This is a genomic window from Chryseobacterium sp. P1-3 (assembly GCF_000738495.1).
GTDB classification, from domain to species: domain Bacteria; phylum Bacteroidota; class Bacteroidia; order Flavobacteriales; family Weeksellaceae; genus Chryseobacterium; species Chryseobacterium gallinarum.
The window spans coordinates 591339-617779 of record NZ_JPEQ01000007.1 but is presented as its reverse complement, the minus strand read 5'-3'; the positions used below and the strand labels follow the sequence as shown (position 1 = coordinate 617779).

The following is a 26441-nucleotide window of genomic DNA, read 5'->3' as shown; positions in this document are numbered from 1 at the left end:
ATTTAAAAATGTAAACAATAGATTTTAGAATATGAACTTAAAAGATTTAAAAAATGAATGGATGAGTGGTCTTACACAACCATTAATGATTGCCGGACCCTGCAGTGCTGAAAGTGAGGCTCAAATGCTTGAAACAGCCAAAAGAATTAAAGAATCAAATGCCCAGGTATCTGTTTTCCGGGCAGGAATCTGGAAACCGCGTACAAAACCGAATGGCTTTGAAGGAGTAGGAGTGATCGGCTTGAATTGGCTAAAAAAAGTAAAAGAAGAATATGGTTTTAAAACCGCTACGGAAGTAGCCAATGCTCACCATGTATTCGCAGCTTTGGAGGCTGATGTAGATGTGCTTTGGATAGGAGCAAGGTCTACAGTAAATCCTTTTACAGTACAGGAAATAGCAATGGCTTTACGCGGAACAGACAAGCCGGTATTCGTTAAAAACCCTGTAAACCCTGATTTGGCTTTATGGATCGGAGCCTTAGAAAGACTACTTGGGCAGGATATTAAAAATCTTGGTGTAATTCACAGAGGATTTTCTACTTACCAGAAAACAAAATACAGGAATAATCCCAACTGGCAGATTGCTCTTGACTTCAAAAGCCAGTTTCCTGATATTCCAATGCTGATTGATCCATCCCATATTTGCGGTAATAGAACAGGCCTTGCCGATATAACCCAGGAAGCCCTTAACGTTGGATACCAGGGAGCAATCATCGAAACGCACTGTAACCCTGATGAAGCCTGGAGTGATGCCGCACAACAGATTACTCCCGAAGTATTGGCGGACCTTATCGGCAATTTAAAAGTAAGAAGTTCAAATCTTGCAGGTTTTGAAGGAGAAATGGGAAGACACAGAACACTGATTTCTGATCTTGACTTCCAGTTAATAGAGCTTCTTTCTCAAAGGATGAGGATCTCTGAAAAAATAGGAAAGCTTAAAAAAAGAAAACGATATTGCTATTTTTCAGCCGGAGCGTTGGAAGGTTATCACAGAATATGCTAACCAGAAGGCTATAGAAACAGGAATGTCCCAGGAGTTTATTGAAAAAATCTTTAAGGCGATCCATGAAGAATCTATTGAAGTTCAGAATAACATTATGATCGACAAGAAATAAATTGCACACAGTCCTGAATCAGTAAATCTTTATGATTCAGATGTTGCCATCAATACATACAGGGCTTAGATAAAACGGACTAAGGGAAAATTAAAGCATTTGTTTTCATCTGAATCCGCTATCTAAGCCCTAATTGCGTATATTTGCAGAAGTATTATCTATGAAAGGAAAAATCATTAAATCAACAGGCAGCTGGTACCAGGTTTTGGAATTGGAAACAAATAAAATTTTTGAAGCCAGGATCCGGGGGAAATTCAAGCTGATTAAAACAAGACTTACCAATCCACTTGCTGTAGGAGATTTTGTCGAGTTTCAGCTGGAACAGGATGATATTGCATGGATTACGAAAATAGAGCCACGTAGAAATTATCTGATCAGAAAATCAGTAAACCTTTCAAAAGAAGCACATATCATCGCTTCCAATATTGATCTGGCATGTTTTATTTTTACTCTGAAGCATCCTGAAACGTCATTAGGATTCCTGGACAGGTTTCTGGCATGCTGTGAAGCTTATAATATCACCCCACTGATTCTTTTCAATAAAATAGATGTTCTGCATGAGGAGGAGATTGAAATTGTAAAAGATATTGAATTTCTTTATCAGGAAATTGGTTATGATACATTGGAAATTTCATCCTATTCAAGATTAAACCTGGATCAGCTTCAGGAAATTCTAAAAGATAAAACTTCTGTGTTTTTCGGACATTCAGGATGTGGAAAATCTACCTTGGTGAATGCATTGCAGCCCGGCCTGAACCTAAAAACCTCTGAAATATCAGACACTCACCTTAAAGGTAAACATACTACCACTTTTGCTCAGATGCATTTCTGGGATTTTGGAGGAAATGTTATTGATACTCCCGGTGTTCGTGAATTTGCAATGATTGATATTGAAAAGGAAGAAGTTCAGCATTATTTCCCCGAAATTTTCAGGAAAAGGGAAGAATGTAAATTTCATAACTGCCTGCATATTAATGAACCGAAATGTGCTGTTGTAGCCGCTTTGGAAACCGGGGAAATCCAGTCTTCCCGTTATTCTACTTATATCAAACTAATGGATGAAGCGGAAGAAGCTTCCCAAAAATAAACTTCAGACACTTCCTTCATTTATTATTGCCAATTCTTATTTGGGAACCGATCAGTTTTTAAAATTCCAAAACAAAGTTTTATTTATTCAGCACCTATATAAGTTACAATTTCTTGTAATTTAAAAATAACTCCACTTTTGTCATTAAAAAATCTGCCATTTTTGTATTTCTTCTCTGTAATTAGACTGATTTTAAAATAGCAATTAAAAAAATAAAAAAAAAGTTCATTTATTTCATTGATTAAAATGGAAGCAATAGTGTATTAATATGATTTTTTTATGCTTTTTATTTTTGTTAATTTCGCAAAAAAACAATCGATTTATTGTCAATAAAAAACCCAGCCGAAGCTGGGTAAAAACTAATAACCATGAAAACTCAAATTAAACATGAGAATCGCAATAGAATAAACAATTACTGTGCCAAAGTTGAATTCATAATTTCTTAATAAAAGTTATTTTTATGTTAAATAAAAATTAAAATTAAAACAAAAGATATTTTTTGTAATTTTGCGCCATTAAAAAATATACATTTATGTCTAACATTACATTCACTATGATTAAGCCTGATGCAGTTGCAGACGGACATATCGGTGCTATATTGGGAAAGATTGCTGAAGGAGGTTTTAAAATCAAAGCTTTAAAATTAACCCAGCTTACAGTAGCTGATGCTAAAAAATTCTATGAAGTACATGCTGAAAGACCATTTTATGGAGAGCTGGTAGAATTCATGAGCTCTGGTCCTATCGTAGCTGCAGTTTTAGAAAAAGAAAACGCTGTGGAAGACTTCAGAACATTAATTGGTTCTACCAATCCTGCTGAAGCGGCAGAAGGAACAATCAGAAAAATGTTTGCAAGAAGCATCGGAGAAAATGCAGTTCACGGTTCAGACTCTGACGAGAATGCATTAATCGAAGCTCAATTCCATTTTTCAGGAAGAGAAATTTTCTAAGTAAATTTTCTTACATCATAAAAAATCCGGAGACCAATCTCCGGATTTTGTTTTATGGCTAAAGATTGCTTTCTATAGCACCTACTTTCCCTTTGTAAAGTTCCAGCGGCTTGTCAAGCAACACAGCAATGACCGTCATATTTTTATCTAACCTGTCTTCTGGAACATCAATGTAAACGATTCCCGGTGTTTCGCTCCAATAAAGCTTATTGTAAACAGAATGAGAAATCAGGGTACCTTCCCCCACAATCCTTATTCTGGCAATACTATTTTTTATTCCCTTTAAAGCAATAGGGCCGGTAGGAGTTCCTTCTACAAAGAGATAAAGGGTCTGCCTGTCTTTGGAAAGTGCACTCATCCCTGAATAATAACCGCCCGGCAATCCTTTTCCGGTTTCAAAAAGGGCTTCAGCATGTTTACTGATCCATTGCAGGGTTTCAGAGTTTGTTCTGGCGGTTTTTTTGATAGTCATATCAAGACCGTCACCTGTAAGTCCCGTGTTGTTCAGTAGATTATTACCAAGGTGGAGCTGGTCTGCAATTTCATAACTGGCCAACTGACTGTTTTTACGTTCCAGAATATCTGTAAGCTGGGCTTTCTGTTTACTATTTTTCAGGAAAATTGGAGGGGTATCAAAAGTAAGTTCCACAACGGTGACGTCCTTGTCAAACTTTGCTTCAGGAAAATATAGTGTTGCTGTTTTATCTGCATCATAATCTACTTTTACCACGGCCCGTTCATCTCCTATGATTTTGGCAGATACAGGCCTGGAATCCAAACCATAGATCCGGGTAAAACTCTTGGCTTCTTCAAGGTAAAGAAATAATGACTTTTTAGAAGCAGATAATGCCGATTTTCCTCTGTAGTTTTCAAAAGGAATACCTTGTTCCGTTTCATAAATGGCATCTTTATTCTTTAATGTCCACCTGCCCAGGTTTTTCAGGATTTCTACCTGTTTCTCAGGAATAGTTCCATCGGACTTAGGACCTATGTCTAACAGCAGGTTACCACCCATACTGATCACATCAGCCAGTGTCCTTATAATCATATTGGACGTCTTATAATTATTGTCATAAGGCTGATATCCCCAGGAATCATTCATTGTATAGCATAATTCCCAATAGGGGTTATGTGGGGCTGTCACTGGAATACCTTGTTCAGGAGTATCATAATCCCCATGACTATTGAGTCTGGAATTGATGATAATATTGGGATTATATTCTTTTAATAGATTTAAGGTCTGAGGAGCTTTCCATTCGTCTGAAGTGTGTTCCCAATCTCCATCAAACCATAGTAGATCAGGCCGGTAGGAGGATGAAAGCTCCCGGAGCTGGGTTTGGTAATAATTGATAAAATTTTCCCATCGTTTCGGATCATTTTTGAGTTCATATCTCTTTTTTGTCCGGGTATTGACATCATAATAAGGATGGCTCCAATCAGGAAGTGAAAAGTATAACCCTGTTTTTAGTCCGGATTTTTTCAAATCAGATATAAAAGGACTTAAAAACGTCTTTTTTGGCGGGAGTATTGCCTGGAACGGTAATAGCCTTATCTGCTTTTGAATTCCATAGTGAAACCCCGTCATGGTGTTTGGTGGTAATAACCGCATATTGGGCTCCCGATTCTTTGATGAGCCTTGTCCATTGTTCGGGATGATATTGTGAAGCTGAAAAACCGTTAAGCTGCTTCATATAATTATCATAATTGATGTAATTGTTGAAGAAAGACCAGGATTCGGAAATTCCATTGACAGAATAGATTCCCCAGTGAATAAAAATACCCAATTTGGCTTTTTTAAACCATTCCATTTTTTGGGTGTTATCAACAGATTGCGCTTGTATATTGATGCTATATGCAGATAATAACAAACCAAGGGAAATAGCTTTGATCAGCCTGTTTTTCATAATTTTTCATTTTAAGGCTAAATATAAATAAAGAATATTTATTTTCCGGTATTTGTGAAAATCTTCTTTTAAATATGAATGCTTTGACATAAAAATCAAATTGTATAATCTTCAAATGAAATTGTTGTACTTTTAAGACAAATAAACGGAACGCTTATTGTAAATTTTATCAAAAAAACAAGTATGAAACTTCCAGCAGTATTAATGGCTAGTTTGTTAGCGGCAGGAGTGTCAGCGCAAACAAAACCTGTTTCCAAAAACAAAAAGCAGGTAAAGAAAATGAAAAAAGAAATTATTCTGGATACTTCCAAAAAGCCAAAACCTACACCAAAAGTGATTGTTAAAAAAGATACGCTTATACGTGTTCCACATCATTGTCCGGCCTGCGGAATGGGATAAGAATGGAAAAACCTTTTTTAGGAATATCAATGATGGCAGAAGCAGACTTTCTTACTGCCATTTTACCTTTATTAAGAGACGGTTCTATTGATGTATTAGAATGGTCTTTTGATACTTTTTACCATGCAGAAGAGCCGGATTGGCTTACCCGTCTTTTGAACTTCTATTCACAGAACAATCGTTTGCTGGGGCATGGTGTTTACTATTCATTATTTGATGCAAAATGGACCGAAAGGCAAAGCATGTGGCTGCAGAAATTAAAAGAGGAAGTTCAGCAGCGAAAATACAACCATATCACGGAACATTTTGGATTTATGAATACAGAAAATTTCCATCAGGGAGTTCCATTGCCGGTTTCTTTGCATCCCAAAACTTTAGAAATAGGAAAAGACAGGTTGTGCAGACTGCAGGAAGTATTGGAAATTCCGGTTGGGATAGAAAATCTGGCGTTTTCCTTTTCTATAGATGACGTTAAACAACAGGGCATTTTTCTTGAAAAATTAATAGAAGATACAGATGGTTTCTTGATTCTGGATCTGCATAATATATACTGCCAGGCATGCAATTTTGGATTAGGTATAGAAGAAATCGTCAGACTTTATCCTTTGGAAAAAGTACGGGAGATACATCTGTCCGGAGGAAGCTGGCAAACAAGCCCTTATGGAAAGAGACGAATCCGGAGAGATACTCATGACGATACTGTTCCTGCGGAAATACTGGCTGTTTTACCGTCAGTATTGTCACAATGTGAAAATCTGGAATATGTAATTATAGAGAGGCTAGGACATACAATACAAACGGAAACTGAGGCAAAAGACTTCCTTGACGACTTTCTCAAGGTAAAGGCAATTATCGAGGCTTCAGAATGGAACAGCCGTCATAAAGAAATAAAGATCAAAAAGAAACCGGAGTGTGCTGGCCGGCCTGTTGAAGATGAAGGATTGTACCGGGAACAGACGATACTTACAAAGCTTCTTTTTGATAATGTGAAAGCTGATCATTTCAAAGATTTTGATTTCCAGTATTTTAAAACTGAGAATTGGGACCCGGAAATGATACGGACGGCCCAGAATATCATTAAAAAATGGAATCCTTACTAAAATTCAATAACCATCAATCAAATTATATGAAAATGACTACGTTATTACTGCTTATTACAGCTGTGCTTACTGCGCTTATTGCCGGACTTTTTTTATGCGTATTCCTGCTCTGTGGTACTAGGGCTGGGAAAATTGTCCGATACGGAATATCTGAAAGCAATGCAGAGTATTAACCGTGAAATCTTAAACCCTGTTTTTTTCCTGAGTTTTATGGGAACACTTATTCTGCTGCCGGTATCAGCTTTCGTTTTTCGTGGGCAGCCTGCTTTTATTTTTCTTTTACTGGCAAGTTTAGCATATCTCACAGGTGTTTTTGGGGTTACGGTAGCCGGAAATGTCCCGATGAATAACGTCCTGGATACATTCGATATTTCCGGATCTACAGCTGAAGCTGTTAAAAAAAATGCGCGACAGTTTTGAAAACAGATGGAATCTGCTGAACATTATAAGAACAGTTTTTTCCGTGATAACCATTGCGCTGGTGATTAGTGCCTGTATCTGGGATAAGGAAGTATAATTCAGTAAAAATACGGACCAATCAAATTCCGTGTTTCTACGGATGGTTTTATTGTATTTTATTCAGATATTTGAGTGGTAGCAATAAGGAATTAAAACTAAAAACCACAAAGCTCGAATTCCAAAAAATGTGAAAAAGGCAGGTCTTCAGACCTGCCTTTTTCTTGTCAGTTTTTAAGTGAAAAATTATCCTGATAAAGAGTACGATACGAGTTGTTGTAAACAATAAAGGCAGCTCGCAGGCTGCCTTTATTATAATGTTTTCTATTTTTTTCAGATCTTTAAAAGTTCTATAGTTCTCTCCGGGCTTTCTGCAGAGAAAACCGCATTTCCGGCTACAAGGACATCTGCTCCGGCTTCAAAAAGTTTTGAAGCGTTATCAAGATTGACTCCGCCGTCTACTTCAATAAGGGCAGTAGAATTGTTGCTCAGAATCAAATCTTTGGTTTCCGCAATTTTTTTATACGTGTTTTCAATGAATTTCTGTCCTCCAAACCCTGGGTTTACACTCATCAATAAAACAAGATCTACATCTGCAATAATATCTTCAAGCATTAATACAGGAGTAGAAGGATTTAATACAACCCCTGCTTTTGCTCCTTTACTCTGGATGTGATGGATGGTCCTGTGAAGGTGAGTACACGCTTCGTAATGTACAGAAATCAGATCTGCACCGTGATTGATGAATTCATCAACATATTTTTCGGGTTCAACAATCATCAGGTGAACATCTACGAATTTTTTTAGCATGTTGCTGAACAGTTTTCATCACAGGAAAACCAAATGAAATATTAGGTACAAATCTGCCGTCCATTACATCAATATGGAACCAGTCGGCCTGAGATCTGTTTAACATTTCAATGTCTTTTTGCAGATTCCCAAAGTCTGCGGATAAAAGGGATGGAGCAATAAGCTTCGTTTTCATTTTTACTTTTTACTTAATATTAGATTTAAGATGTTAGACCTCAGATATCAGACGTAGAATTGTTATCATAATCTAGTGTCTGATATCTTTTATCTAATGTCTTTAATGATACTTCAGTTTCATTTCCGGCTTGATTGCCAATACTGTTTCGTAGATCAGTTTGATGACATTGGCGACATCTTCTTTAGATACCATTTCTACTGTGGTATGCATGTATCGCAAAGGTAAGGAAATCAAAGCACTTGGTACACCACCGTTGGAATGGGCAAAAGCATCAGTATCCGTTCCCGTAGATCTGCTTGCGGCTGCTCTCTGGAAAGGAATTTTCTTTGTTTTTGCCGTGCTAATTATTAACTCCCTGATCGTATGGTGAACGCTTGGCGCAAAAAACACAACGGGGCCAGCTCCGCATTTCTGATCTCCTTCTTTTTTCTTTTCGATCATCGGGGTAGTGGTATCATGGGTAACGTCTGTTACAATTGCAATATTCGGTTTGATTGTATCTGCAATCATATCAGCACCATATAATCCTACTTCTTCCTGAACGGAATTGGTAATATAAAGACCAAATGGTATAGATTTTTTTATTTTCCTTTAAAAGTCTTGCCACTTCAGCAATCATAAAGCCTCCGATTCTGTTGTCCAGTGCCCTGCAGACAAAATACCTGTTATTCATTTCAAAGAACTCATCAGGATATGTAATCATACAACCTACAAAGATTCCCATTTCTTCCACTTCTTTTTTTAGAAGTAGCCCCACAATCAATAAAAATATTTTCAATTTTCGGTGCAGGCTCATTTTGATTGGTTCTCGTGTGAATAGCCGGCCATCCGAATACCCCTTTTACAATTCCGTTTTCACCATGAATATGAACTACTTTCGAAGGTGCAATTGTTTGATCTGAACCTCCGTTTCTGATAACGTAGATAAGCCCGTCATCAGTGATATAATTAACGTACCATGAGATTTCATCGGCATGAGCTTCAATCACTACCTTAAATTCTGCTTCCGGATTGATAATACCATAACAGGTTCCATAATGATCTACTTCTACTTTGTCTACATAAGGTCTGATGTAATCCATCCAGACTTCCTGTCCTTTGTGTTCGTAACCGGTTGGTGATGAGGTATTTAAATATTTTTCTAAAAATTTTAAAGATTTCTTTTCAAATTTCATAAAAAGGAATGATTTTTGCGTTCAATTTTTGCTATTACAAGTGTAAAAATAATGAATTTTTAGTAAGATTGTCTGTCTTTTTTATTTTCTTTTTTGGAGTCAGTGTTTTCGGTCAGAAAGATACTATTGTGGCTAAACCACTTAATCAATACCCGGCTGAATCCTTGAAGGTGGATGAGTTTGGCAATAAATATTATTATGATGAGCAGCAGAAGGTGAAGGTTTATGAAGTTAATGGTGAGCCTGTGGTCGTATTGGATGAATTGGTTTTGGTTAATAAACCGAGATTCAACAATCAACTGGATAAAAATTACTATTATTTCCTGAATAAGAAACTGTATAGAGTATATCCGTTATTTTTAACTGCTTTACAGCAATACAGGGACATTCAGAAAGATATGAATGACATGGACAGCAAGGCTAAAAGAAAATTTGTAAGAGAAAGACAAAGCATGCTTGCTGATCAGTATGAAAAGCAACTGCGGGATCTGACTACTACAGAAGGACAGGTTTTTGCAAAGCTTATGAACAGAGCTACTGATAAAAGTGTTTACGAGATTATCAGAGAATTAAGAGGAGGATTAAGTGCTTTCTGGTGGAACTTAAAAGGTAAAATGGCTGATATTGATCTGAAAGATCGCTATGATCCACATAAAAACAGGACAGATGAATTTGTTGAATCATTACTCCAGTCTAACTGGAATTCAGGATATCTGAAACCTTATCCCGGAGCCAGCGATTTTAAAGTAAAGAAATAAAATATAATTCCTGTAAGATTGCTTACAGGAATTTTTCTTTTAATTTATCAAATACGATCTTATCGATAGGAAGTGGAAAAGGATTATCCGGCCTGTCAATATTTATCCATTCTGTTTTTTCTATACAGGGATCCAGGATCAGAAAGTCCTCTTCATTTACAATGTTGACTATATAATAAATGGTGAGAAGCTGTTCGTTTTCCCTGAAACGGGACACCAGGAAATTTTCCTGGGTATAAAAAATGTTCTATCACATCTATTTTTACATTAAGCTCCTCATCAAACTCGCGATGCAAACACTCCAGGACTCCTTCACCATATTCCAGTCCGCCACCAGGGAATTTCATTAAAGGCTCGCCGGCATATTCCTCAAATAAAGTCAGTACTTTTTTTATTTTTTTATTGCGCAGGCATAGACTCTGATATTGATCTTGTCTATCATATATAAGGTATAATATTTTGTATAGCTAAAGTAAGAAAATTATACAGAAGTCAGAAACCGGAATTTCTAAAAAGATTTGACTTCTATAATTTAATCGCATTAATCATTTCCCTTTTTCCAGGCGGCCCCTGCTTTTTCTCTACTTTAAAATTGAGATCCTGCAGGATTCTTCTTACACTTCCTTTAGAAGAATACGTTGTTAATAATCCATTAACGGACATTTTGTCAGATACAAGCTCAAATAATGGCTTTTCCCAAAGATCAGGCTGTACCCTGGCTCCGAAGCAGTCAAAATAAACAAGATTAATTTCAGGCAGATCAATGTCTTTGAGATCAAAAAAGTCACATTCTATCTTTTTTTAAGTTGAAACCACTAATAATTTCAACTGATTTTTCCCAATCAGCCAGATGAATTTTCTGATAAATATTTTTTAAACTCAGGGTTATCAAAAAGTTCAAAATAAGCTAAATCGTTAACTTCGGATTCATTTATGGGATATTTTTCGAGTGAAAAATAATTGATGACATGATTTTTGTCAGTTTTTAAATATTCATTAATTGTCACTAAAACATTCAAACCTGTCCCAAAACCGAGTTCTAAAATATTAATTTCGCAATCATCTATTAAATTTAGTCCATTTTTAATAAACACGTGTTCTGCTTCCTGAAGAGCTCCGTGATGAGAATGATAATTTTCATTTAAATCATTGATATACAATGTTTTGCTTCCGTCGTTAGTGGTCTTAATTTCTCTTTTCAAGCTATTTTTTTGTCAAATTTACTCTAAAATTTTTATATTTAGAAAATTATGTTAAATTTGTAGAACATCGTTAAAAAATTTTAAAAAATGATAATTCAAAAAACTGAAAACTCCAGAATTTCTACATTTGACCCAAACAATTTTACATTTGGAAGTACTTTTATTGATCATATGATTATATGTGAGTATGAAAATGGAAAATGGGGTGATGTAAAATTAGTTCCTTATGGTCCTATACCATTTACCCCTGCTATGATGGGAGTAAACTACGGACAAGCTTGTTTTGAAGGTATGAAAGCCTATAAAGACAAAGACGGGCAGGTTTTCCTTTTCAGGCCTGAAAAGAATTTTGAACGTATCAACAAGTCAGCGAAGCGTCTTGCCATGCCGGAGGTGACTGAAGAAATGTTTTTAGGCGGATTAAAAGCATTAGTGGATATCGACAGAGACTGGATCCCTCAGGGAGAAGGAATGTCATTATATATAAGACCATTGATTTTTGCAACAGAGGAAGCTTTGAAAGCTAGAGTTGCTAATAAATATATGTTTGCTATTGTTGCTACCCCTGCAAAGAGTTATTATTCAGAACCTGTTTCTGTAAAAATCTCTGACCATTATTCAAGAGCGGCAAATGGTGGAGTAGGTTCTGCTAAGGCAGCCGGAAATTATGCGGCTTCTTTCTATCCTACGCAGCTGGCAATTGAAGAAGGATATGAGCAGATTATCTGGACAGATGATGCTACACATGAGTATTTTGAAGAGAGTGGTACAATGAATGTATTTGTAAGAATCAATGATACTATTTATACACCACCAACCTCTGAGAAAATCCTTGATGGAGTAACAAGGGATAGCTTCATTCAGCTGGCTAAGAAAAGAGGAATTGAAGTAAAAGTAGAACCTGTTGCTGTAAAAACAGTGATTGATGCTTTAAAAAATGGTAGTCTTAAAGAAGTATGGGGAGTAGGTACCGCTGTGGTTACTACTGAATTCCAGGCTTTAGGTTATCAGGGTGAGAAGTTGGAACTTCCAAGATTGCCTGCAGAAGAAAGTTATGCAGCCATCCTTAAAAAAGATTTGGTTGACTTGCAAAACAACCTTTCTGAAGATCCATTCGGATGGAGAGTAGCTGTGGACCATGTCCTGGAAACAGTTTAAGATTAATTAAATAACTATATTGAGTCGGGATTTTTCCCGGCTTTTTTATTGGCTTTTAACCACAGATGACACAGATTGACACAGATGTTTGTGGATATTTTTCTTGTAGATTAAACAGGTAAAGGTTTGTAATAAAAATCTTTGATTTTTAAAACTTTTGTGTACTTCTCTGTGCTATGCCTTTAACTTAAAAAACTAAAGTGTTCAAAACTTTTGCGACTTTTGTGGTAGGCTTGTTAACCACAGATGGCATTGATCAACAGAGATGTTTATGGTATAATTATATTAAAAGTTTAAAGCTTTTTATGGAGGTTGATAATTGATTTTGATTATCATTAATTAGTTCTTGTAAATCCTGTATAAATTTTGTAATTGATTCCTGAAATGTGTATTTTCGCAAAAGTTTATGAGAAAATTACTCTTCATATCAGCCATAAGCCTGCTGAGCTGTAACAGAAATGCACAAACCGTCCATCCTCCGGTAGGCGGTATTCTAAGTCAGAAAGACCTGGAGGTTTCTAAGAACAGAATGAAAAACCTGAATACGATAGAAAGGAATCAGATTCAGGAATGGATCAGCAGTCAGAATGTAAGGTATTATCCTACACAGCTTAACTATTGGGTATCGGTAGAAGGGTATGATCAGAGAGAAAGGAGAGCTGATAACACTTCGATCTCATATTCTTATGATTTGTATGATTTTGATCAAACCAAGATTTACGATCAGCCTGTTGAAAGAAGAGAGGCTAGATTCGGGCATTTTGATGAACTGAAAGCAGTAGAGAATGCTTTGCGTTTTATACATGATGGAGAGGAAGTGACGCTTTTGGTGCCGTCTGCATTGGCCTATGGAACTTTTGGAGATGAAAAGAAAATAGATAACGATATCCCATTAATCATAAAATTAAAAGCTTTATAATACATGAAATTGTTTAACAAGAATATAATTCTGGCAGCGGCAAGTGTTTCGCTGATGAGTTGTACCCCAATTTATAAAAAAATGAACGTAGACAAAGAAACTTACGAAGGTCTTAATGACGGACTTTATGCTAATCTTCAAACAACTAAAGGCAATATGATTGTGAAGTTTGAGGACAAGAAAGCACCAGTAACTGTAGCCAACTTTATCGGTCTTGCAGAAGGTAAAATCGATAACAAAGCTAAGGCTAAGGGAGTTCCTTATTATGACGGAACTATTTTCCACAGAGTAATTAAAGATTTCATGATCCAGGGTGGTGATCCCCAGGGAACAGGAATGGGGGATCCCGGATATAAATTCGAAGATGAAAAAAACGATCTTAAGCACACAGGAAAAGGTATTCTTTCTATGGCGAATTCGGGACCGAATACAAATGGTTCTCAGTTTTTTATCACTGAAGTTGCTACTCCTTGGTTAGACGGAAGACACACAATCTTCGGAAAAGTTGTAAAAGGAACTGAAGTGATTGATGCCATTGCTAATGTAGAAAAAGGAGCGCAGGATAAGCCTAAAACGGATATTGTTTTAGAAAAAGTTTCTGTTTTCAGTAAAGGTGATGAATATAAAAAACTACGATGCAGCCAAGACTTTCAACGAAGGAAAAGCTAAAATCGCAGAAAACAATAAAGCTTTCATCGCTAAAGAAGAAGCAGAAAAAAAAGAAAAGAGAAGAAGAATTCAGAGCAAACCAGGAGAAATTAGTGGAAAATCTGAAAGCGGGTATGCAGAAAACTGAATCAGGCCTTTATTATAAAATTACCAAAAATACTGATGGTAAAGCTCCTAAAGCAGGAGATAATGTATCTGTGCACTATGCAGGGAAATTGGTAGACGGAACTGAGTTTGATTCTTCATTCAAGAGAAACGAGCCGATCGAAATTCCAATCGGAACGGGAAGAGTAATCAAAGGATGGGATGAAGGAATCTTATTATTGAAAGAAGGTGAAACAGCTACTTTATTGATTCCGCCGGCAATGGCTTACGGAGAAAGGGGAGCAGGAGGCGTGATTCCGCCAAACTCATGGCTGATCTTTGATGTTGAGCTTGTAAAGGTAAAATAATCGCAGTTTTTTAAAGATATAAGACCACCCGGAAAAGGGTGGTTTTTTATTGGATTGGAAAGTTGGTGCGATCTCACAAAACCGGAAATAATATGAAAGCATGTGCTGTTTCCAAAGATCAGAAAGCATGAATATTTTATTATTGAAAAGGTCCCCTGAATCTGCTGATGATTTACTGAAGAAAATCTGTGAATATTGCAGAATATGCTCTATAAAGAACGTTTTTTTGTTTCTATAAATACCGTATAAATACGGATTTCCTAAAAGAACAATTACTGATATCTTTATCAGACACTTACATTAATAAACAATAAATATGTTTGATCTGAATTACGATGTAATAAAATAGGAATTGAATCAGAAATCTGTGGAGAGCATGGTATTCATCCTGAGTTTATAAAAACAGAAGAGGGATTTGGAATTAAAGCCTGCTGTGATCCTTTCAGGCTGGCGTTGGTTCAAAAGTCTGAAAAAAGTATTGAAGAGCAGACGGAAAAGCTGCTTAATAAGATCATGAAGGATATGTTTAAAGAGTAAATTTTGTACGATGTGATAATAGACCTGTTATTATCAAAAAACCGCCCCTGGGGGCGGTTTTCTAGTAAAAAGAAATAATTAAAGTTATGTATTTCTGCCGGATCTCTTCTTCATACCGTTTCCTGCAAGGGAACTGATGAATACAAGACCAAAGCCGATATAAGCGGCAAATGCGGTCAGATATATTATTAAACTGTTTAAGCTAGGTTTTGAGCTGTATACCAATACGGAAAAGGCAGCAAAACTCAACACCAACATTAGGCTCCAGATATGCAATTTTGCAGCATCTTCATTTCTCTTAAAAATCATTTCAAAAAAGGCTCTCATCATTATTAACATTTTAAGGGTTATACATTAATTAAACTAATAGAATAATCAGCATCCTTCATCACGGTAAAAAGAATATTACATTCTCTTACTGGGCTAAGGTCGTGATAGCTGGGCTATTTATTCAAATATATATCATACCAGGTCAGAAAACCCGGGATATTTTAACAATCTGTTGAATCATTGCTCATGATTCGAGGGTGAAAGATACCAGTAGATACGGGGCATAAAACTGCAATGAAAAACCAACGTACAGTTGACCAATCACGTTCCCGTATCTTATACGGCATCGTAGAAAAAAAAAGGATTCATATACTGGTATATGAACATGAATCAGTGGAAAACTGAAAATCCACAGAAAACCTCTTTTCTCATCCTTAGTGCTTTTTTTATAATTTTTTCTCGAAAAATTATATGCCAATATCATGCCAAAGTGAAATTTTCACGATTAACACTTTGTTTTACGAGATTGATAAGTCTGGTATTGAAGGGCATTTCTCTTTATTATTTCCTTAAACAAGGAAATAATATTTATGAATCAATTAGGTTTGGCTAAAGCCGATATATGCCTAACCATTAAAAAGCGGACAAAGTCTGTTCCTAATGAATAATTAATATATTGGAGAAAGCATTTGTAGTATTAGAGTTTTAAAAAATACCAAATTGCACTAAAATAAAGGATGAATGTCACTAATATAAATTTGCATGGATCTCTGGATATGATAAGTCCATAAAAATCCGTGATTTATCAGGTTTTTATGGACTTGTTATGTAATCTGGCGTGTATGGTTTTACCAGTTTTTATCAATCATATAGATCATCTGTGTCATTGCAACGGCTCCCAGCAGCAGTTCTCTCCGGTTTACTTTTTCAAAGGTATCTTCTTCCGTGTGATGGATGTCGAAGTAACGCTGGGAATCAGGCATTAGCTCTGCGGCAGGAATGCCCATATCATGAAGTGGATAGAGGTCTGTTCCTGAGAATTTTTCTTCAAAATTATAAACTCCGTAAGGAAGGAATAGTTTTGACCAGCCTTGAATCTGCTTTCTTTTGGTATCGTCCATGTCTAAAGCAATTCCTCTTGGTGCAAAGCCTCCGGCATCAGATTCTATGGCAAAAAGGTGCTTTTCATTTTTTTCTTTTACTGTTTTTCCGTACTGAACTCCGCCTTTTACGCCGTTTTCTTCATTAGCAAAACATACAACCCTGATGGTATGGTTGTTCTGGAGTCCTAATTTTTTAAAGGTTCTCAATACTTCAATACTCTGAACAATTCCTGCCCCGTCATCATGGGCCCCTTCTCCTACATCCCAGGAATCAAGGTGGCCGCCTACCACAATTACGCTCTGGTCTTTTTTACCGGTAATTTCACCAATAACGGAATGGGAGAGTTTTTCTCCTTTCATCCCGCAATTTGAATTAAGTTTTGCAATAATTTTCTGGTTTTTCAGAAGGACTTCCAACTCATCAGCTGTACTGCTTCCGATGGCTACGGCAGGTACTTTTACGACGTTGTCTTCATATCTCATTGCCCCGGTATGCGGTACATCATCAAAAGCTGACGAAAGTGAACGGATAATAGCAAATTTTCCGCCTTTTTTGGCCGTTAATGAAGCTGCTGTTGTTCTGTATTTGGCAGCATCACTATATCCTTTAAAAGTTTCTATGAATGATTGTTTGAATGCATAATTAAAAAACAGGATTTTGTCCTTTACCTGTTCCGGAGAGAGTTTTTCATATTCTTCCATAGATTTTACCATGATGATTTCCCCTGATACGTCTTTGCCACCCGTTCCTTCGGAGTTTCCAAGAGAGAGCATTTTAAGGCTTTTCCAGCCTCCGTTGGAAGTTTTAATGTGTAAGGATTCTTTTCCTCTTACCCAAACCGGAATCATGACTTCCTGAAGCCATACTTTATCTGCTCCGGCATCACGGAGTTTTTGTTCTGCCCATTTTACAGATTTCTCATAGGCATCAGATCCGCTTAAACGGTGGCCGATATTTTTAGTGAGTTCGCGCAGATCGTTGTAGCCTTTTCCGTTATTTAAAACTTCAAGGGAGATCTTGCTGAATTGTACTGAATCTTCTTTGGTCTGGCCAAAAGCTACCATTCCAAAAAGCAATAATGAGGTTCCTAGTATCTTTTTCATTGTTACCAATTTTTATCGATCATATAAATAAGTTGTGTCATCACTGTTGCGCCAAGCAGCAGTTCTCTTCGGTTGACTTTTTCAAAGGTATCTTCTGCTGTATGGTGGATGTCAAAATAACGTTGTGGTTCCGGAACGAGTTCTGCAGTGGGTACACCCATATCATGAAGCGGAGCAATGTCTGATCCGGAATATTTACCCTCGAAGTTGTAGACTCCATAAGGTAAAAAGAGCTTTCCCCAGCTTTGGATCTGTTTTCTTTTAGAATCTTCCATTTCCAGTGATATTCCTCTGGGAGAAAAACCTCCGGCATCAGATTCTATAGCGAAAAGGTGTTTTTCATTTTTCTCTTTAACGGTTTTTCCATATTGCTTTCCTCCCTTTGTGCCGTTTTCTTCATTGGCAAAGCAAACTGCCCTGATGGTATGGTTATTTTGAAGTCCTAATTTTTTTAAAGGTTCTCAGTACTTCAATACTCTGAACAATTCCTGCTCCGTCATCATGGGCCCCTTCTCCTACATCCCAGGAATCAAGGTGGCCACCTACCACAATTACGCTCTGGTCTTTTTTTACCGGTAATTTCTCCGATGACGGAGTGGGAGAGCTTTTCACCTTTCATCCCGCAGTTGGAATTGAGCTTTGCAGTGACTTTCTGGTTTTTCAATAGAGCTTCCAGCTCATCTGCAGTCGTATTTCCAATAGTAACTGCAGGAATTTTGACCGTATTCTCCTCGTATCGCATATTTCCTGTATGCGGAACATCGTCAAACGCTGAAGAAAGCGATCTTATGATAGCAAATTTTCCGCCTTTTCCTGCTGTTAAAGCAGCAGCAGTCCTTCTGTACGGACCTGATTCCCTATAGGAAATAAAAGTCTGTACATGCCCCTGATTGAAAGGATAATTAAAAAATACAATTTTATCTTTTACCTGTTCCGGGGAAAGTTTATCATATTCTTCTATGGATTTTACCATAATGATTTCCCCTGATACGTCTTTACCACCTGTTCCTTCGGAGTTTCCAAGAGAGAGCATTTTAAGGCTTTTCCAGCCTCCGTTGGAAGTTTTGATGTGTAAGGACTCTTTTCCTCTTACCCAAACCGGAATCATGACTTCCTGAAGCCAGACTTTATCTGCTCCGGCTTCACGGAGTTTTTGTTCTGCCCATTTTACGGATTTTTCATAAGCTTCAGATCCGCTTAAACGGTGGCCGATATTTTTAGTGAGTTCGCGCAGATCGTTGTAGCCTTTTCCATAATTCAGAATTTCTGTAGAGATTCTGTTGAATTGTAAGGAATCTTCTTTGGACTGACCGGATAAGAAAGTCACTCCTAAAATTGAGAATAATGACAGGTTGGCTATTCTTTTCATATTACCAGTTTTTTATCAACCATAAAAATTAATTGAGTCATCGCCACTGCGCCCAGCAAAAGCTCTCTTTTATTCACTTTATCGAAAGTATCCTGTTCGGAGTGATGGTAATCAAAGTATCTTTGGGTATCTACAACGAGTTCTGCCAGAGGAATATCCAGTTTTTTTAAAGGAGATATGTCCTGGATTGCATTGGTTTGGTCGAAATCATAAACGCCATAAGGACGAAAATATTCTTTCCAGGGCTCAATCAATCTTCTTCTCTGAGGGGGCATATCCAAAGAAAAACCTCGTGGAGAATAACCTCCTGCATCTGTACCTAAGGCAAATACATGTTTTTCTTCTTTCTTTTTCACATAAGCAGCGTACATCTCGCGGCCCTGTCCTCCATTTTCACTGTTGGCATACAGGACCACCCGGATGGTGTGATTATTTTCATATCCAATTGCTTTCAAAGTTCTTAAAACTTCGATGCATTGCACCACTCCTGTTCCGTCATCAATAGCACCTTCACCAATATCCCATGAATCAAGCTGGGCACCTAAAATAATCACTTTTGAATCTTTTTTGCCCTGGATTTCAGCAATAATATTGGGATTTGTGGTATCGTTTTTTGATTCCGCAGTCATGTTGATTTTAGCCGTAACTTTTTGTTTTTTTAGTAATTTTTCCAATTCATCTGCAGATCTTACTCCTATTGATAAAGCCGGAATTTTAACTTTATCATCTGGTTCGTAGTAGATCATTTTGGCATGAGGAACATCGTCATTTGCTGTTGTTAATGATCTTATGATTAATGCTTTTGCACCAGTTTTAGCAATAACAGAGGCAGAAATTAATTTTGATTTGGCAGCCAGCAGATAGGAATCACTCGTATTGATAATTTTCGGATCCATAGGAACATTTACGAAAACAATTTTGTCTTTTAACTGGCCTATTGACATGGCGTTAAGCTCGGTAGTGGAGTTAATTAAAACGATTTCACCTATCAGGTCTTTTCCGCCGGTTCCTTCAGAGTTCCCGAAAGAAAGCATCCTGATATTTTTCCAATCTCCATTTCCCGCTTTTATCTGTAGGGATTCTTTTCCTCTGATCCATACGGGTGCTTTGGCTTCTTGCCTCCAGATCATGTCAATACCAATTTCCCTGAACTTTTTTTCAGCCCATTCTACTGCTTTTGCATAACCGGGGGTTGCACTGAAACGGGCCCCGATACCTTTTGTAAGTTCTCCGAGGTTGTCATATGCTTTACCATTGGTCATAATCTCATCTGAGATTCTTTCAAATTCTTTGTGGTAGTTTAATTTTACAGGAATTGCTGCTTTTCCGGCAGGCTTTTTCTGAGGTTTTTTTTGAGAAAATAAAAATCCACTCAAAAAGAGTGGAAGTATAATGAATATTTTTTTCATTTTTTATTTACCTTTCTTTTTCCGGGGATAAAAGTAGGGAAAAAATAGGAATTTATTAAGGTTTCATGTCGTACATTAACAAAGCTGTAACCAGTTTTGGTTCAATAAATGTACATTTTGGGGGCATGCTCAATTTTAAATCTGAAATTTTAATCATATCATTAAAACTTACAGGGTAAATTCCGAAGCCGACCTTACCTTCGCCGCTGTCTACTTTTTCTTTTAAAATATTGATTCCGTTAATATTGGAAGTTCCTTTTACATAAGAAATTTGTTCAGAACTGTCAGGGTCTTCGATTTTCAAAATGTTTTTAAAAATATATTTATCTACCAGATGGTGATCCAGATTGTCCAGCGACATTTCTTTTGAGCGTAAATCATGTTTTACGTGAAGAGAGTAGAATTTGTTTCCCATATACATTGAAATATGGAATTTTTGCGAAGGAAAATAGGGAGTTTCTCCTTTCTCATGAATAAGAAAATACTGTTCAAGTTCTTTCAGGAATTGTTCGTTGGAAAGCCCGTTCAGATCATGCAGAAGCCTGTTGTAGTCATGAATTTTAATAGACTGGTTGGAAACAATGAAACTGTACACAAAATTGTAAAGCTCAGTCCCGTTATGTCTTTTGTTTTTTTCTTTCTGGCGCTTAGCGTTTAGTGCGGTAGAACCAATTCTGTGGTGTCCGTCGGCAATATAAAAAGAGTCGATCTGATCAATCACTTCTTTGAACTGCTGAAGTTTCAGACGATTGTCTATTCTCCAGATTTTATGTCTGATCCCGATAGAATCCACATGATTAAAAATTGGAACATTCTTTTCCTCATGGTTCATCAGCAGCTCAATTTTTGAGTTGGCAGGGTAGGTAAGTAATACAGGTTCGGCCTGCAGATTTACTTTTTCAAGGTAATGAGCAAGCTTTTCTTTTTTCTGAGGAATGGTACTTTCATGTCTTTTGATTTTTCCATTCCAGAAATCTTCAATGCTGGCTAAACCCAGTAGTCCTCTGAATACCTGTTTGTTGGGATAGATCTGCTCATATAGATAATAAGCTGAATTGTCCTGAACCAATTTTTTGTCTTCCAGAAGTTCTTCAAATGTAGAACGTATTTTTCTCAGATTCCGGTCAATATCTTTAGATTTACTTACAACATAGGGTTTAATCATATTGATGTAAGTATTTTCGACTTGAGCTTTCTCTGCGATCTCTTCCTGGGTGAAATTATCCAGAGGATGGGTAGGGAAAGTACTCTCGAAGTCTCTATGAGGTCTTATTCCACGGAAAGGTTTAAAAACAGGCATATTTATCTTATAGTTTCTTTTTGTAGCTTAATAATTTGTTCTGCAAGTTCGACACCGATTTTCTCTTGCGCATCTACCGTATTTCCTCCTATGTGAGGAGAAAGGGATAATGCAGGGTTCATTAATAATGGCAGTTCCGGATTGGGCTCATTCTCAAAAACATCCAATGCAGCCCCCGCCACTTTTCCTGACTCAATAAAATCAACCAGGGTCACTTCATTGATCACTCCGCCTCTTGCAGTATTTACAATATAGACTCCGTCTTTCATTTTTTCAAATTGTGGAGTATCTATAATATATTCGGTTGTTTTAGGAGTATTAATGCTGATGAAATCTGCTTCTTTAAGGAATGCATCCATATCATTGGTGGAAGTAATTTCAAAGCTGACCGACTGCCCGTCAAAGAAATTCAGGGTAAGAACTTCCGTTTTGGGGCTTCTTGTCAGAACAGTAACTTTCATCCCTAATGCAATTCCTATCTTCACTACTTCCTGGCCAATACTTCCAAAACCGATTACTCCTAATGTTTTACCTGAAAGTTCGTAAGCATTGCTGAATGACTTTTTCATTGCATTGAAGTGAGTTTCTCCCTCCAACGGCATCAATCTGTTCGATTCGTGAAGGAATCTGGCCAATGATAAAAAAATGTCCGAATACAAGCTCTGCCACTGATTTTGAAGATGCAGTAGGAGTGTTGATTACTTTAATCCCTTTGTTTTTTGCATATTCAACATCAATATTATCCATGCCGATACCGCCTCTTCCGATAATTTTAAGGCCGGGACATGCATCGATCAGATTTTGTCTTACTTTAGTTGCACTTCTTACAAGAAGAACATCCACATTATTGTCATTTATAAAATTAATAACGTGATCCTGGGCGACTCTATTGTCCAGGATTTCGATTCCGGCTTCTTTTAAAGCCTGTTCTCCTGCTCTCGAAATTCCATCGTTTGCTAAAACTTTCATGTGTTATTTTATTACAGATGTTAGATTTAAGATGTCATAAATCAGACTTTGAGGGTCTGTTGTCTGTATCTGTTTCTGGTATCTTTTTATTTTTTCGATCGCCTAATATAAACTATTTTATCGACTTCATTACATCCACTAAAACCTGTACACTCTCGATAGGTAAAGCGTTGTACAGACTTGCACGGTATCCGCCTAAGCTTCTATGTCCGTTTAATCCGCTGATCCCTGCAGCTTTCCACGCATTATCGAACTCTTCTTTCCTGGTTTCGTCTGTGATTTTGAAAGAAACGTTCATCAGGGAACGGTCTTCTTTTACGCAGAATGTTTCAAATAGGGGATTACGGTCTATTTCATCATATAAAAGTTTTGCTTTTGCTTCATTTCTCTGTTCAGCAGCAGCTATTCCCCCGTTTTTTTCAAGATACTGAAGTGTCAGTAATGATGCGTATACCGGAAATACGGGTGGGGTGTTGTACATAGACTCCTTTGCAATATGCTGGGAATAATCCAGCATAGACAGCATATTTTCTCTACCTGTTTTTCCAAGGATTTCTTTTTTTATCACTACCAAAGTAACTCCCGCAGGTCCCATATTTTTTTGGGCTCCGGCGTAGATCAGGTCAAATTTAGAGAAGTCAAGTTGTCTGGAGAAAATATCGGAACTCATATCACATACCATCAAGGTGTCTACCTCAGGGAAAGTTTTCATTTGAGTTCCATAGATCGTATTGTTAGAGGTACAATGGAAATAATCATATTCTGATCCTACCGTATAATTTTTAGGAATAAAAGAGTAGTTTTCTTCTTTTGAAGACCCTACAACATCTACAGTTCCTAATTTTTTAGCTTCTTTAATGGCACCGGCTGCCCAGGTTCCTGTATCAAGGTAAGCCGCTTTACCGCCAACTTTCATAAGGTTGTAAGGAACCATTGCAAATTGCATACTGGCACCGCTTCCCAAATAAAGTACTTCGTAATCATCCCCAAGATTCATCAGCCTTTTCACAATGGCACGCGCTTCGTCCATTACCGCAACAAAATCCTTACTTCTATGAGAGATTTCCAGGAGTGATAATCCGATTCCGTTAAAATCTAAAATCGCCTGCGCCGATTTTTCAAACACCTCTTGTGGTAAAATACATGGTCCCGCGCTAAAGTTGTGCTTTTTGTTCATATCTTTATTTTTTGGTTGCTTCCGGAATTTTTCAATTCTTTTAGCTTTATTTGATTTTTTACTAGATTTATTAAGTTTTTGGGTAAAAAAAGCCGCCTCACACATCATGAGACGGAGATTTTTTTATTCGCCGTGTAAGAAAGCTTTTTTTATCAAGCAGAGCTTCTTCAGACTCTACATGGTCTTCATCAGGAATACAGCAGTCTACCGGACATACAGCAGCACATTGTGGCTCTTCGTGGAATCCTTTACATTCTGTACATTTATCAGTTACGATGAAATAAACGTCATCACTTACTGGCTCCTGTGGTGCGTCCGCATCTACAGTAAGTCCTGAAGGCAGTGTTACCGTACCTTTAAGGGCAGTCCCTTCTGAAGCTTTCCAATCTACTGCTCCTTCATATATTGCATTATTCGGACATTCCGGTTCACAAGCCCCACAATTAATGCATTCATCAGTTATTTTAATAGCCATCGCTAATTTTTTTTTAAATTTGCACAAAATTACAAAATATTCCCCAATTTTAAAGTAATTATGAATATCGAAAATCAAGTTTTAGGACTTATTAAATTAAGCAGTTATATAAAAGCGTTTTTAGCTAAGAAACCGGAGAGTTATAATGAGGATGATGTTAATATTGAATTATTGTTAAAGAAGTCTGAAATAGAGAATCCGTGGTTTACGGTTGATAATCAGAAATTTGCTTTACAACAGTGGGCAGATCTTCTTACTGAAGAAAATATCAAAAATTGGCTTGAAAATTATACAATCTCTAAAATATCCAAGAGAATAGGATTGATTTTAGCTGGCAATATCCCTTTGGTGGGCTTTCATGATGTAATTTCAGTAGTTGTAAGCAATCATATTCCGGTGATTAAACTTTCTTCCAAAGATAAATACCTGATTCCTTTTTTATTAAATAAATGGAACGGGTTTTCAGAGAACCGGATAAAATTTGAATTTGTAGAAAAGCTAGAGAATTTTGATGCGGTAATTGCCACAGGAAGTAATAATACAGCCAGGTATCTTGAATATTATTTTAAAAATCATTTAAATATTATTCGTAAAAACAGAACTTCTATTGCTGTTTTGAAAGGTGATGAAACAGATGAGGAACTTCAGCTTCTTGCTCATGACATTTTCCAATATTTTGGATTAGGCTGCAGAAATGTCACCAGAATCTTTATTCCAAAAGACTTTTTTGATTGACAGGTTGTTTGAAAATTTCCTCGGTTTCAAGGATATTATCAATCATCATAAGTATGCTAACAATTATGACTACAACAGGGCGATTTATCTTTTGAATCAGGAAAAGTTCTGGGATAATAATTTCGTAATGCTGAAAGAAGATGACAAACTCTTCAGTCCACTTTCTGTAATTAATTTCAGCAGATATGAATCTCTGGATGATGTCCGGAATTTTATTGAAGAAAATGAAGAAAATATCCAGTGTGTGGTAGCTAAGAGTGTGTTAGGACTGAACTCCATTTCATTCGGGGAAGCACAAAATCCGGGGCTTGATACGTATGCAGATAATGTGGATACGATGAAATTTTTGGAACTGGTTTGATTTTCGTATCTTCCATGACCTATTTCACCAAATAAAAAATAATTAAATGAAAAAAATATTTTTAGGTCTGGCGATTATTGGCGCACAGTTGATGTTTGCTCAGAAAGTTATGGGACTGAAGGTTGAGAACAGTCAAAAGAAAGAACAGCCGGCTACCATAAGTAAGGATAAAGTCAATGTTTGTAATGAAAATTTCCAGAGGTTTATCAAAGCTCTTCAATCTTCGGATTATAAAGCTGCACAAGAAGTTCTTTCTGATAAGGTAAAAGAAATTGTTACAGAAGATATCCTTAAAAAAAGTGAAGGATGGCATTGATGTCAATAAAAAAACTTGAAATTTTAAAAGTAGGGTATCACGTAACGATGGATGGTATCAGTCATCCCAATATTAAATATAAATATGAGGGAGATTCATCGTCAAAAGAAGTGATAAGTGCCGTATTTGAAGATGATGGTAAAATTTTAGGTGTATTGCCTACGAATAAAGATAAATAAATTTAATTTTGATTTTATAAAAAAATAGTAACTATGATGACAGATGTTTTAGTCGCTCATTCTTCAGAAGCGGAGAAGGCGAATTTTTACAAGAAGACGTATTTGCATGTTGCCTTATCAATCCTGGCTTTTATTGGTGTTGAAACTATTTTGCTGAAAACAGTACCGGTAGAAGTTATAGCGATGATGTTCGGGCAAAGATATACGTGGCTATTGATTATTGGAGTGTTTTGGTTAGCTTCTGTTTTAGCTTCCAAATGGTCACTTTCACAAAGTAAATCTACCCAGTATTTAGGTTTAGGATTTTATATCCTGCTGGAGGCTGTTATCTTCATGCCTTTGCTTTTCATTGCAACCAATATGACGGGTGGAGCTAATGTAATTTTCCAGGCTGCAACCCTTACTATTGCGATGTTTGCTGGTATTTCTGCAGTTGCATTTTCTTCTAAAAGAGATTTTTCTTTTTTAAGAAATATCATTGTAATCGGAGGATTTATTTCCATCGGACTGATTGTAGCGGGCATGATCTTTGGTTTTAACCTTGGGTTATGGTTTTCGGTAGGAATGGTAATCCTGGCTTCAGCTACCATTTTATATCAAACAAGCAAATTAAAAGATGCTTTCGGAACCAACCAGTATGTAGGTGCCGCTTTACAGCTTTTTGCTTCTATTATGCTTTTATTCTGGTATATCCTGAGTATTCTGATGAGCAGAAGAAGTTAATGGGAAGATCTTATTAATTTTAAATAGAGTCCTGGTGAGTTTTCATCAGGATTTTTTTATTTCGGAATCTGATTTTTTGGGAA

22 protein-coding genes and 8 pseudogenes are annotated in these 26441 nt (G+C 36.8%); 14 read left to right on the top strand and 16 right to left on the bottom strand.

The features are described 5' to 3' along the window. Nucleotides 1–31: 31 nt before the first annotated feature. The 3 genes and pseudogenes from HX13_RS11430 (at nt 32) to HX13_RS11420 (ending at nt 3151) form a co-directional block, all read left to right on the top strand. A pseudogene (locus tag HX13_RS11430) lies at nt 32–1115 on the top strand (chorismate mutase). Between the two features lie 160 nt (nt 1116–1275). Then, on the top strand, nt 1276–2202 hold the full coding sequence (gene rsgA, locus HX13_RS11425) for a ribosome small subunit-dependent GTPase A (RefSeq protein WP_050021165.1): 927 nt from the start codon (nt 1276–1278) through the stop codon (nt 2200–2202). Between the two features lie 532 nt (nt 2203–2734). Beyond that, complete coding sequence (locus HX13_RS11420; RefSeq protein ID WP_050021164.1) at nt 2735–3151, top strand: nucleoside-diphosphate kinase; 417 nt, start codon at nt 2735–2737, stop codon at nt 3149–3151. Nucleotides 3152–3209: 58 nt separating this feature from the next. On the opposite strand, the gene HX13_RS11415 is transcribed toward HX13_RS11420, so the two are convergent. Together HX13_RS11415 and HX13_RS25570 are read right to left on the bottom strand one after the other, a co-directional pair. Then, nucleotides 3210–4634 carry an alpha-L-fucosidase gene (locus HX13_RS11415; RefSeq protein WP_262483532.1) on the bottom strand — a complete coding sequence of 475 codons (1425 nt, stop codon included), beginning with the start codon at nt 4632–4634 and terminating at the stop codon, nt 3210–3212. Nucleotide 4635: 1 nt separating this feature from the next. Continuing rightward, on the bottom strand, nt 4636–5055 hold the full coding sequence (locus HX13_RS25570; protein ID WP_262483531.1) for an alpha-L-fucosidase: 420 nt from the start codon (nt 5053–5055) through the stop codon (nt 4636–4638). A gap of 183 nt (nt 5056–5238) precedes the next feature. Between HX13_RS25570 and HX13_RS11410 the strand changes: the two genes are divergently transcribed. The 3 genes from HX13_RS11410 (at nt 5239) to HX13_RS24125 (ending at nt 6974) form a co-directional block, all read left to right on the top strand. Next, nucleotides 5239–5454, top strand: coding sequence for a hypothetical protein (locus HX13_RS11410; RefSeq protein WP_050021163.1), 216 nt, complete (start codon nt 5239–5241; stop codon nt 5452–5454). Between the two features lie 2 nt (nt 5455–5456). Then, nucleotides 5457–6554 (top strand): DUF692 family multinuclear iron-containing protein, encoded by a 1098-nt coding sequence (locus HX13_RS11405; RefSeq protein ID WP_050021162.1) that lies wholly within the window; start codon nt 5457–5459, stop codon nt 6552–6554. A 132-nt stretch (nt 6555–6686) separates the two neighbouring features. Then, on the top strand, nt 6687–6974 hold the full coding sequence (locus HX13_RS24125; RefSeq protein ID WP_238555251.1) for a DUF1772 domain-containing protein: 288 nt from the start codon (nt 6687–6689) through the stop codon (nt 6972–6974). Between the two features lie 369 nt (nt 6975–7343). On the opposite strand, the pseudogene rpe reads toward HX13_RS24125, so the two are convergent. Beyond that, a pseudogene (rpe, locus tag HX13_RS11395) lies at nt 7344–7995 on the bottom strand (ribulose-phosphate 3-epimerase). A gap of 102 nt (nt 7996–8097) precedes the next feature. Continuing rightward, nucleotides 8098–9173: pseudogene (locus HX13_RS11390) on the bottom strand (M28 family peptidase). A 128-nt stretch (nt 9174–9301) separates the two neighbouring features. Between HX13_RS11390 and HX13_RS11385 the strand changes: the two are divergent. Beyond that, nucleotides 9302–9931: a DUF4294 domain-containing protein gene (locus tag HX13_RS11385; protein ID WP_410493121.1), complete on the top strand. Its 630-nt coding sequence runs from the start codon at nt 9302–9304 to the stop codon at nt 9929–9931. 22 nt (nt 9932–9953) lie between these two features. On the opposite strand, the pseudogene HX13_RS11380 reads toward HX13_RS11385, so the two are convergent. Next, nucleotides 9954–10373 (bottom strand): annotated as a pseudogene (locus HX13_RS11380) (NUDIX hydrolase). 83 nt (nt 10374–10456) lie between these two features. Next, nucleotides 10457–11133 (bottom strand): annotated as a pseudogene (gene mnmD / locus HX13_RS11375) (tRNA (5-methylaminomethyl-2-thiouridine)(34)-methyltransferase MnmD). 87 nt (nt 11134–11220) lie between these two features. Between mnmD and HX13_RS11370 the strand changes: the two are divergent. From HX13_RS11370 to HX13_RS26025, 3 genes and pseudogenes are all read left to right on the top strand, one after another. After that, a complete protein-coding gene (locus HX13_RS11370) occupies nt 11221–12291 on the top strand; it encodes a branched-chain amino acid aminotransferase (RefSeq protein WP_050021160.1) in 1071 nt (356 codons plus the stop codon). A gap of 406 nt (nt 12292–12697) precedes the next feature. Next, nucleotides 12698–13210, top strand: a complete 513-nt coding sequence (locus tag HX13_RS11365; protein ID WP_050021159.1) for an FKBP-type peptidyl-prolyl cis-trans isomerase — start codon at nt 12698–12700, stop codon at nt 13208–13210. 81 nt (nt 13211–13291) lie between these two features. Then, a pseudogene (locus HX13_RS26025) lies at nt 13292–14331 on the top strand (peptidylprolyl isomerase). 621 nt (nt 14332–14952) lie between these two features. On the opposite strand, the gene HX13_RS11355 reads toward HX13_RS26025, so the two are convergent. The 10 genes and pseudogenes from HX13_RS11355 to HX13_RS11320 all read right to left on the bottom strand — a co-directional run bounded on the left by HX13_RS11355 (nt 14953) and on the right by HX13_RS11320 (nt 24044). Beyond that, nucleotides 14953–15198: a hypothetical protein gene (locus tag HX13_RS11355; protein WP_050021158.1), complete on the bottom strand. Its 246-nt coding sequence runs from the start codon at nt 15196–15198 to the stop codon at nt 14953–14955. Between the two features lie 788 nt (nt 15199–15986). Beyond that, the gene (locus HX13_RS11350) at nt 15987–17345 is read right to left on the bottom strand and encodes a M20/M25/M40 family metallo-hydrolase (protein WP_128572367.1); all 1359 of its coding nucleotides are present in this window, start codon (nt 17343–17345) and stop codon (nt 15987–15989) included. A 2-nt stretch (nt 17346–17347) separates the two neighbouring features. Then, the gene (locus HX13_RS24110; RefSeq protein ID WP_262483543.1) at nt 17348–17767 is read right to left on the bottom strand and encodes a M28 family peptidase; all 420 of its coding nucleotides are present in this window, start codon (nt 17765–17767) and stop codon (nt 17348–17350) included. 7 nt (nt 17768–17774) lie between these two features. Continuing rightward, nucleotides 17775–17894, bottom strand: a complete 120-nt coding sequence (locus HX13_RS25565) for a M28 family peptidase (protein WP_262483530.1) — start codon at nt 17892–17894, stop codon at nt 17775–17777. Next, complete coding sequence (locus HX13_RS24105; RefSeq protein ID WP_238555248.1) at nt 17875–18714, bottom strand: hypothetical protein; 840 nt, start codon at nt 18712–18714, stop codon at nt 17875–17877. Before HX13_RS24105 ends, HX13_RS25565 begins: the two co-directional genes overlap by 20 nt. Further along, nucleotides 18711–20123: a M28 family peptidase gene (locus HX13_RS11340; protein ID WP_050021157.1), complete on the bottom strand. Its 1413-nt coding sequence runs from the start codon at nt 20121–20123 to the stop codon at nt 18711–18713. The genes HX13_RS24105 and HX13_RS11340 overlap by 4 nt, the downstream gene beginning before the upstream one ends. A gap of 55 nt (nt 20124–20178) precedes the next feature. Next, the gene (locus HX13_RS11335) at nt 20179–21423 is read right to left on the bottom strand and encodes a DUF1015 domain-containing protein (protein WP_050021156.1); all 1245 of its coding nucleotides are present in this window, start codon (nt 21421–21423) and stop codon (nt 20179–20181) included. Nucleotides 21424–21425: 2 nt separating this feature from the next. Beyond that, nucleotides 21426–22392: pseudogene (locus tag HX13_RS11330) on the bottom strand (D-2-hydroxyacid dehydrogenase). Between the two features lie 112 nt (nt 22393–22504). Continuing rightward, complete coding sequence (gene serC / locus HX13_RS11325; RefSeq protein WP_050021422.1) at nt 22505–23569, bottom strand: 3-phosphoserine/phosphohydroxythreonine transaminase; 1065 nt, start codon at nt 23567–23569, stop codon at nt 22505–22507. Between the two features lie 97 nt (nt 23570–23666). Then, nucleotides 23667–24044, bottom strand: a complete 378-nt coding sequence (locus HX13_RS11320; RefSeq protein ID WP_050021421.1) for a 4Fe-4S binding protein — start codon at nt 24042–24044, stop codon at nt 23667–23669. Between the two features lie 60 nt (nt 24045–24104). Here HX13_RS11320 and HX13_RS11315 point away from each other — a divergent pair. From HX13_RS11315 to HX13_RS11300, 4 genes and pseudogenes are all read left to right on the top strand, one after another. After that, nucleotides 24105–25140: pseudogene (locus HX13_RS11315) on the top strand (acyl-CoA reductase). Between the two features lie 46 nt (nt 25141–25186). Next, on the top strand, nt 25187–25456 hold the full coding sequence (locus HX13_RS11310) for a hypothetical protein (protein WP_050021155.1): 270 nt from the start codon (nt 25187–25189) through the stop codon (nt 25454–25456). After that, nucleotides 25447–25635 (top strand): hypothetical protein, encoded by a 189-nt coding sequence (locus HX13_RS11305; protein WP_050021154.1) that lies wholly within the window; start codon nt 25447–25449, stop codon nt 25633–25635. Before HX13_RS11310 ends, HX13_RS11305 begins: the two co-directional genes overlap by 10 nt. 33 nt (nt 25636–25668) lie before the next feature. Beyond that, nucleotides 25669–26358, top strand: coding sequence for a Bax inhibitor-1 family protein (locus tag HX13_RS11300; RefSeq protein WP_050021153.1), 690 nt, complete (start codon nt 25669–25671; stop codon nt 26356–26358). Nucleotides 26359–26441 lie beyond the last annotated feature (83 nt).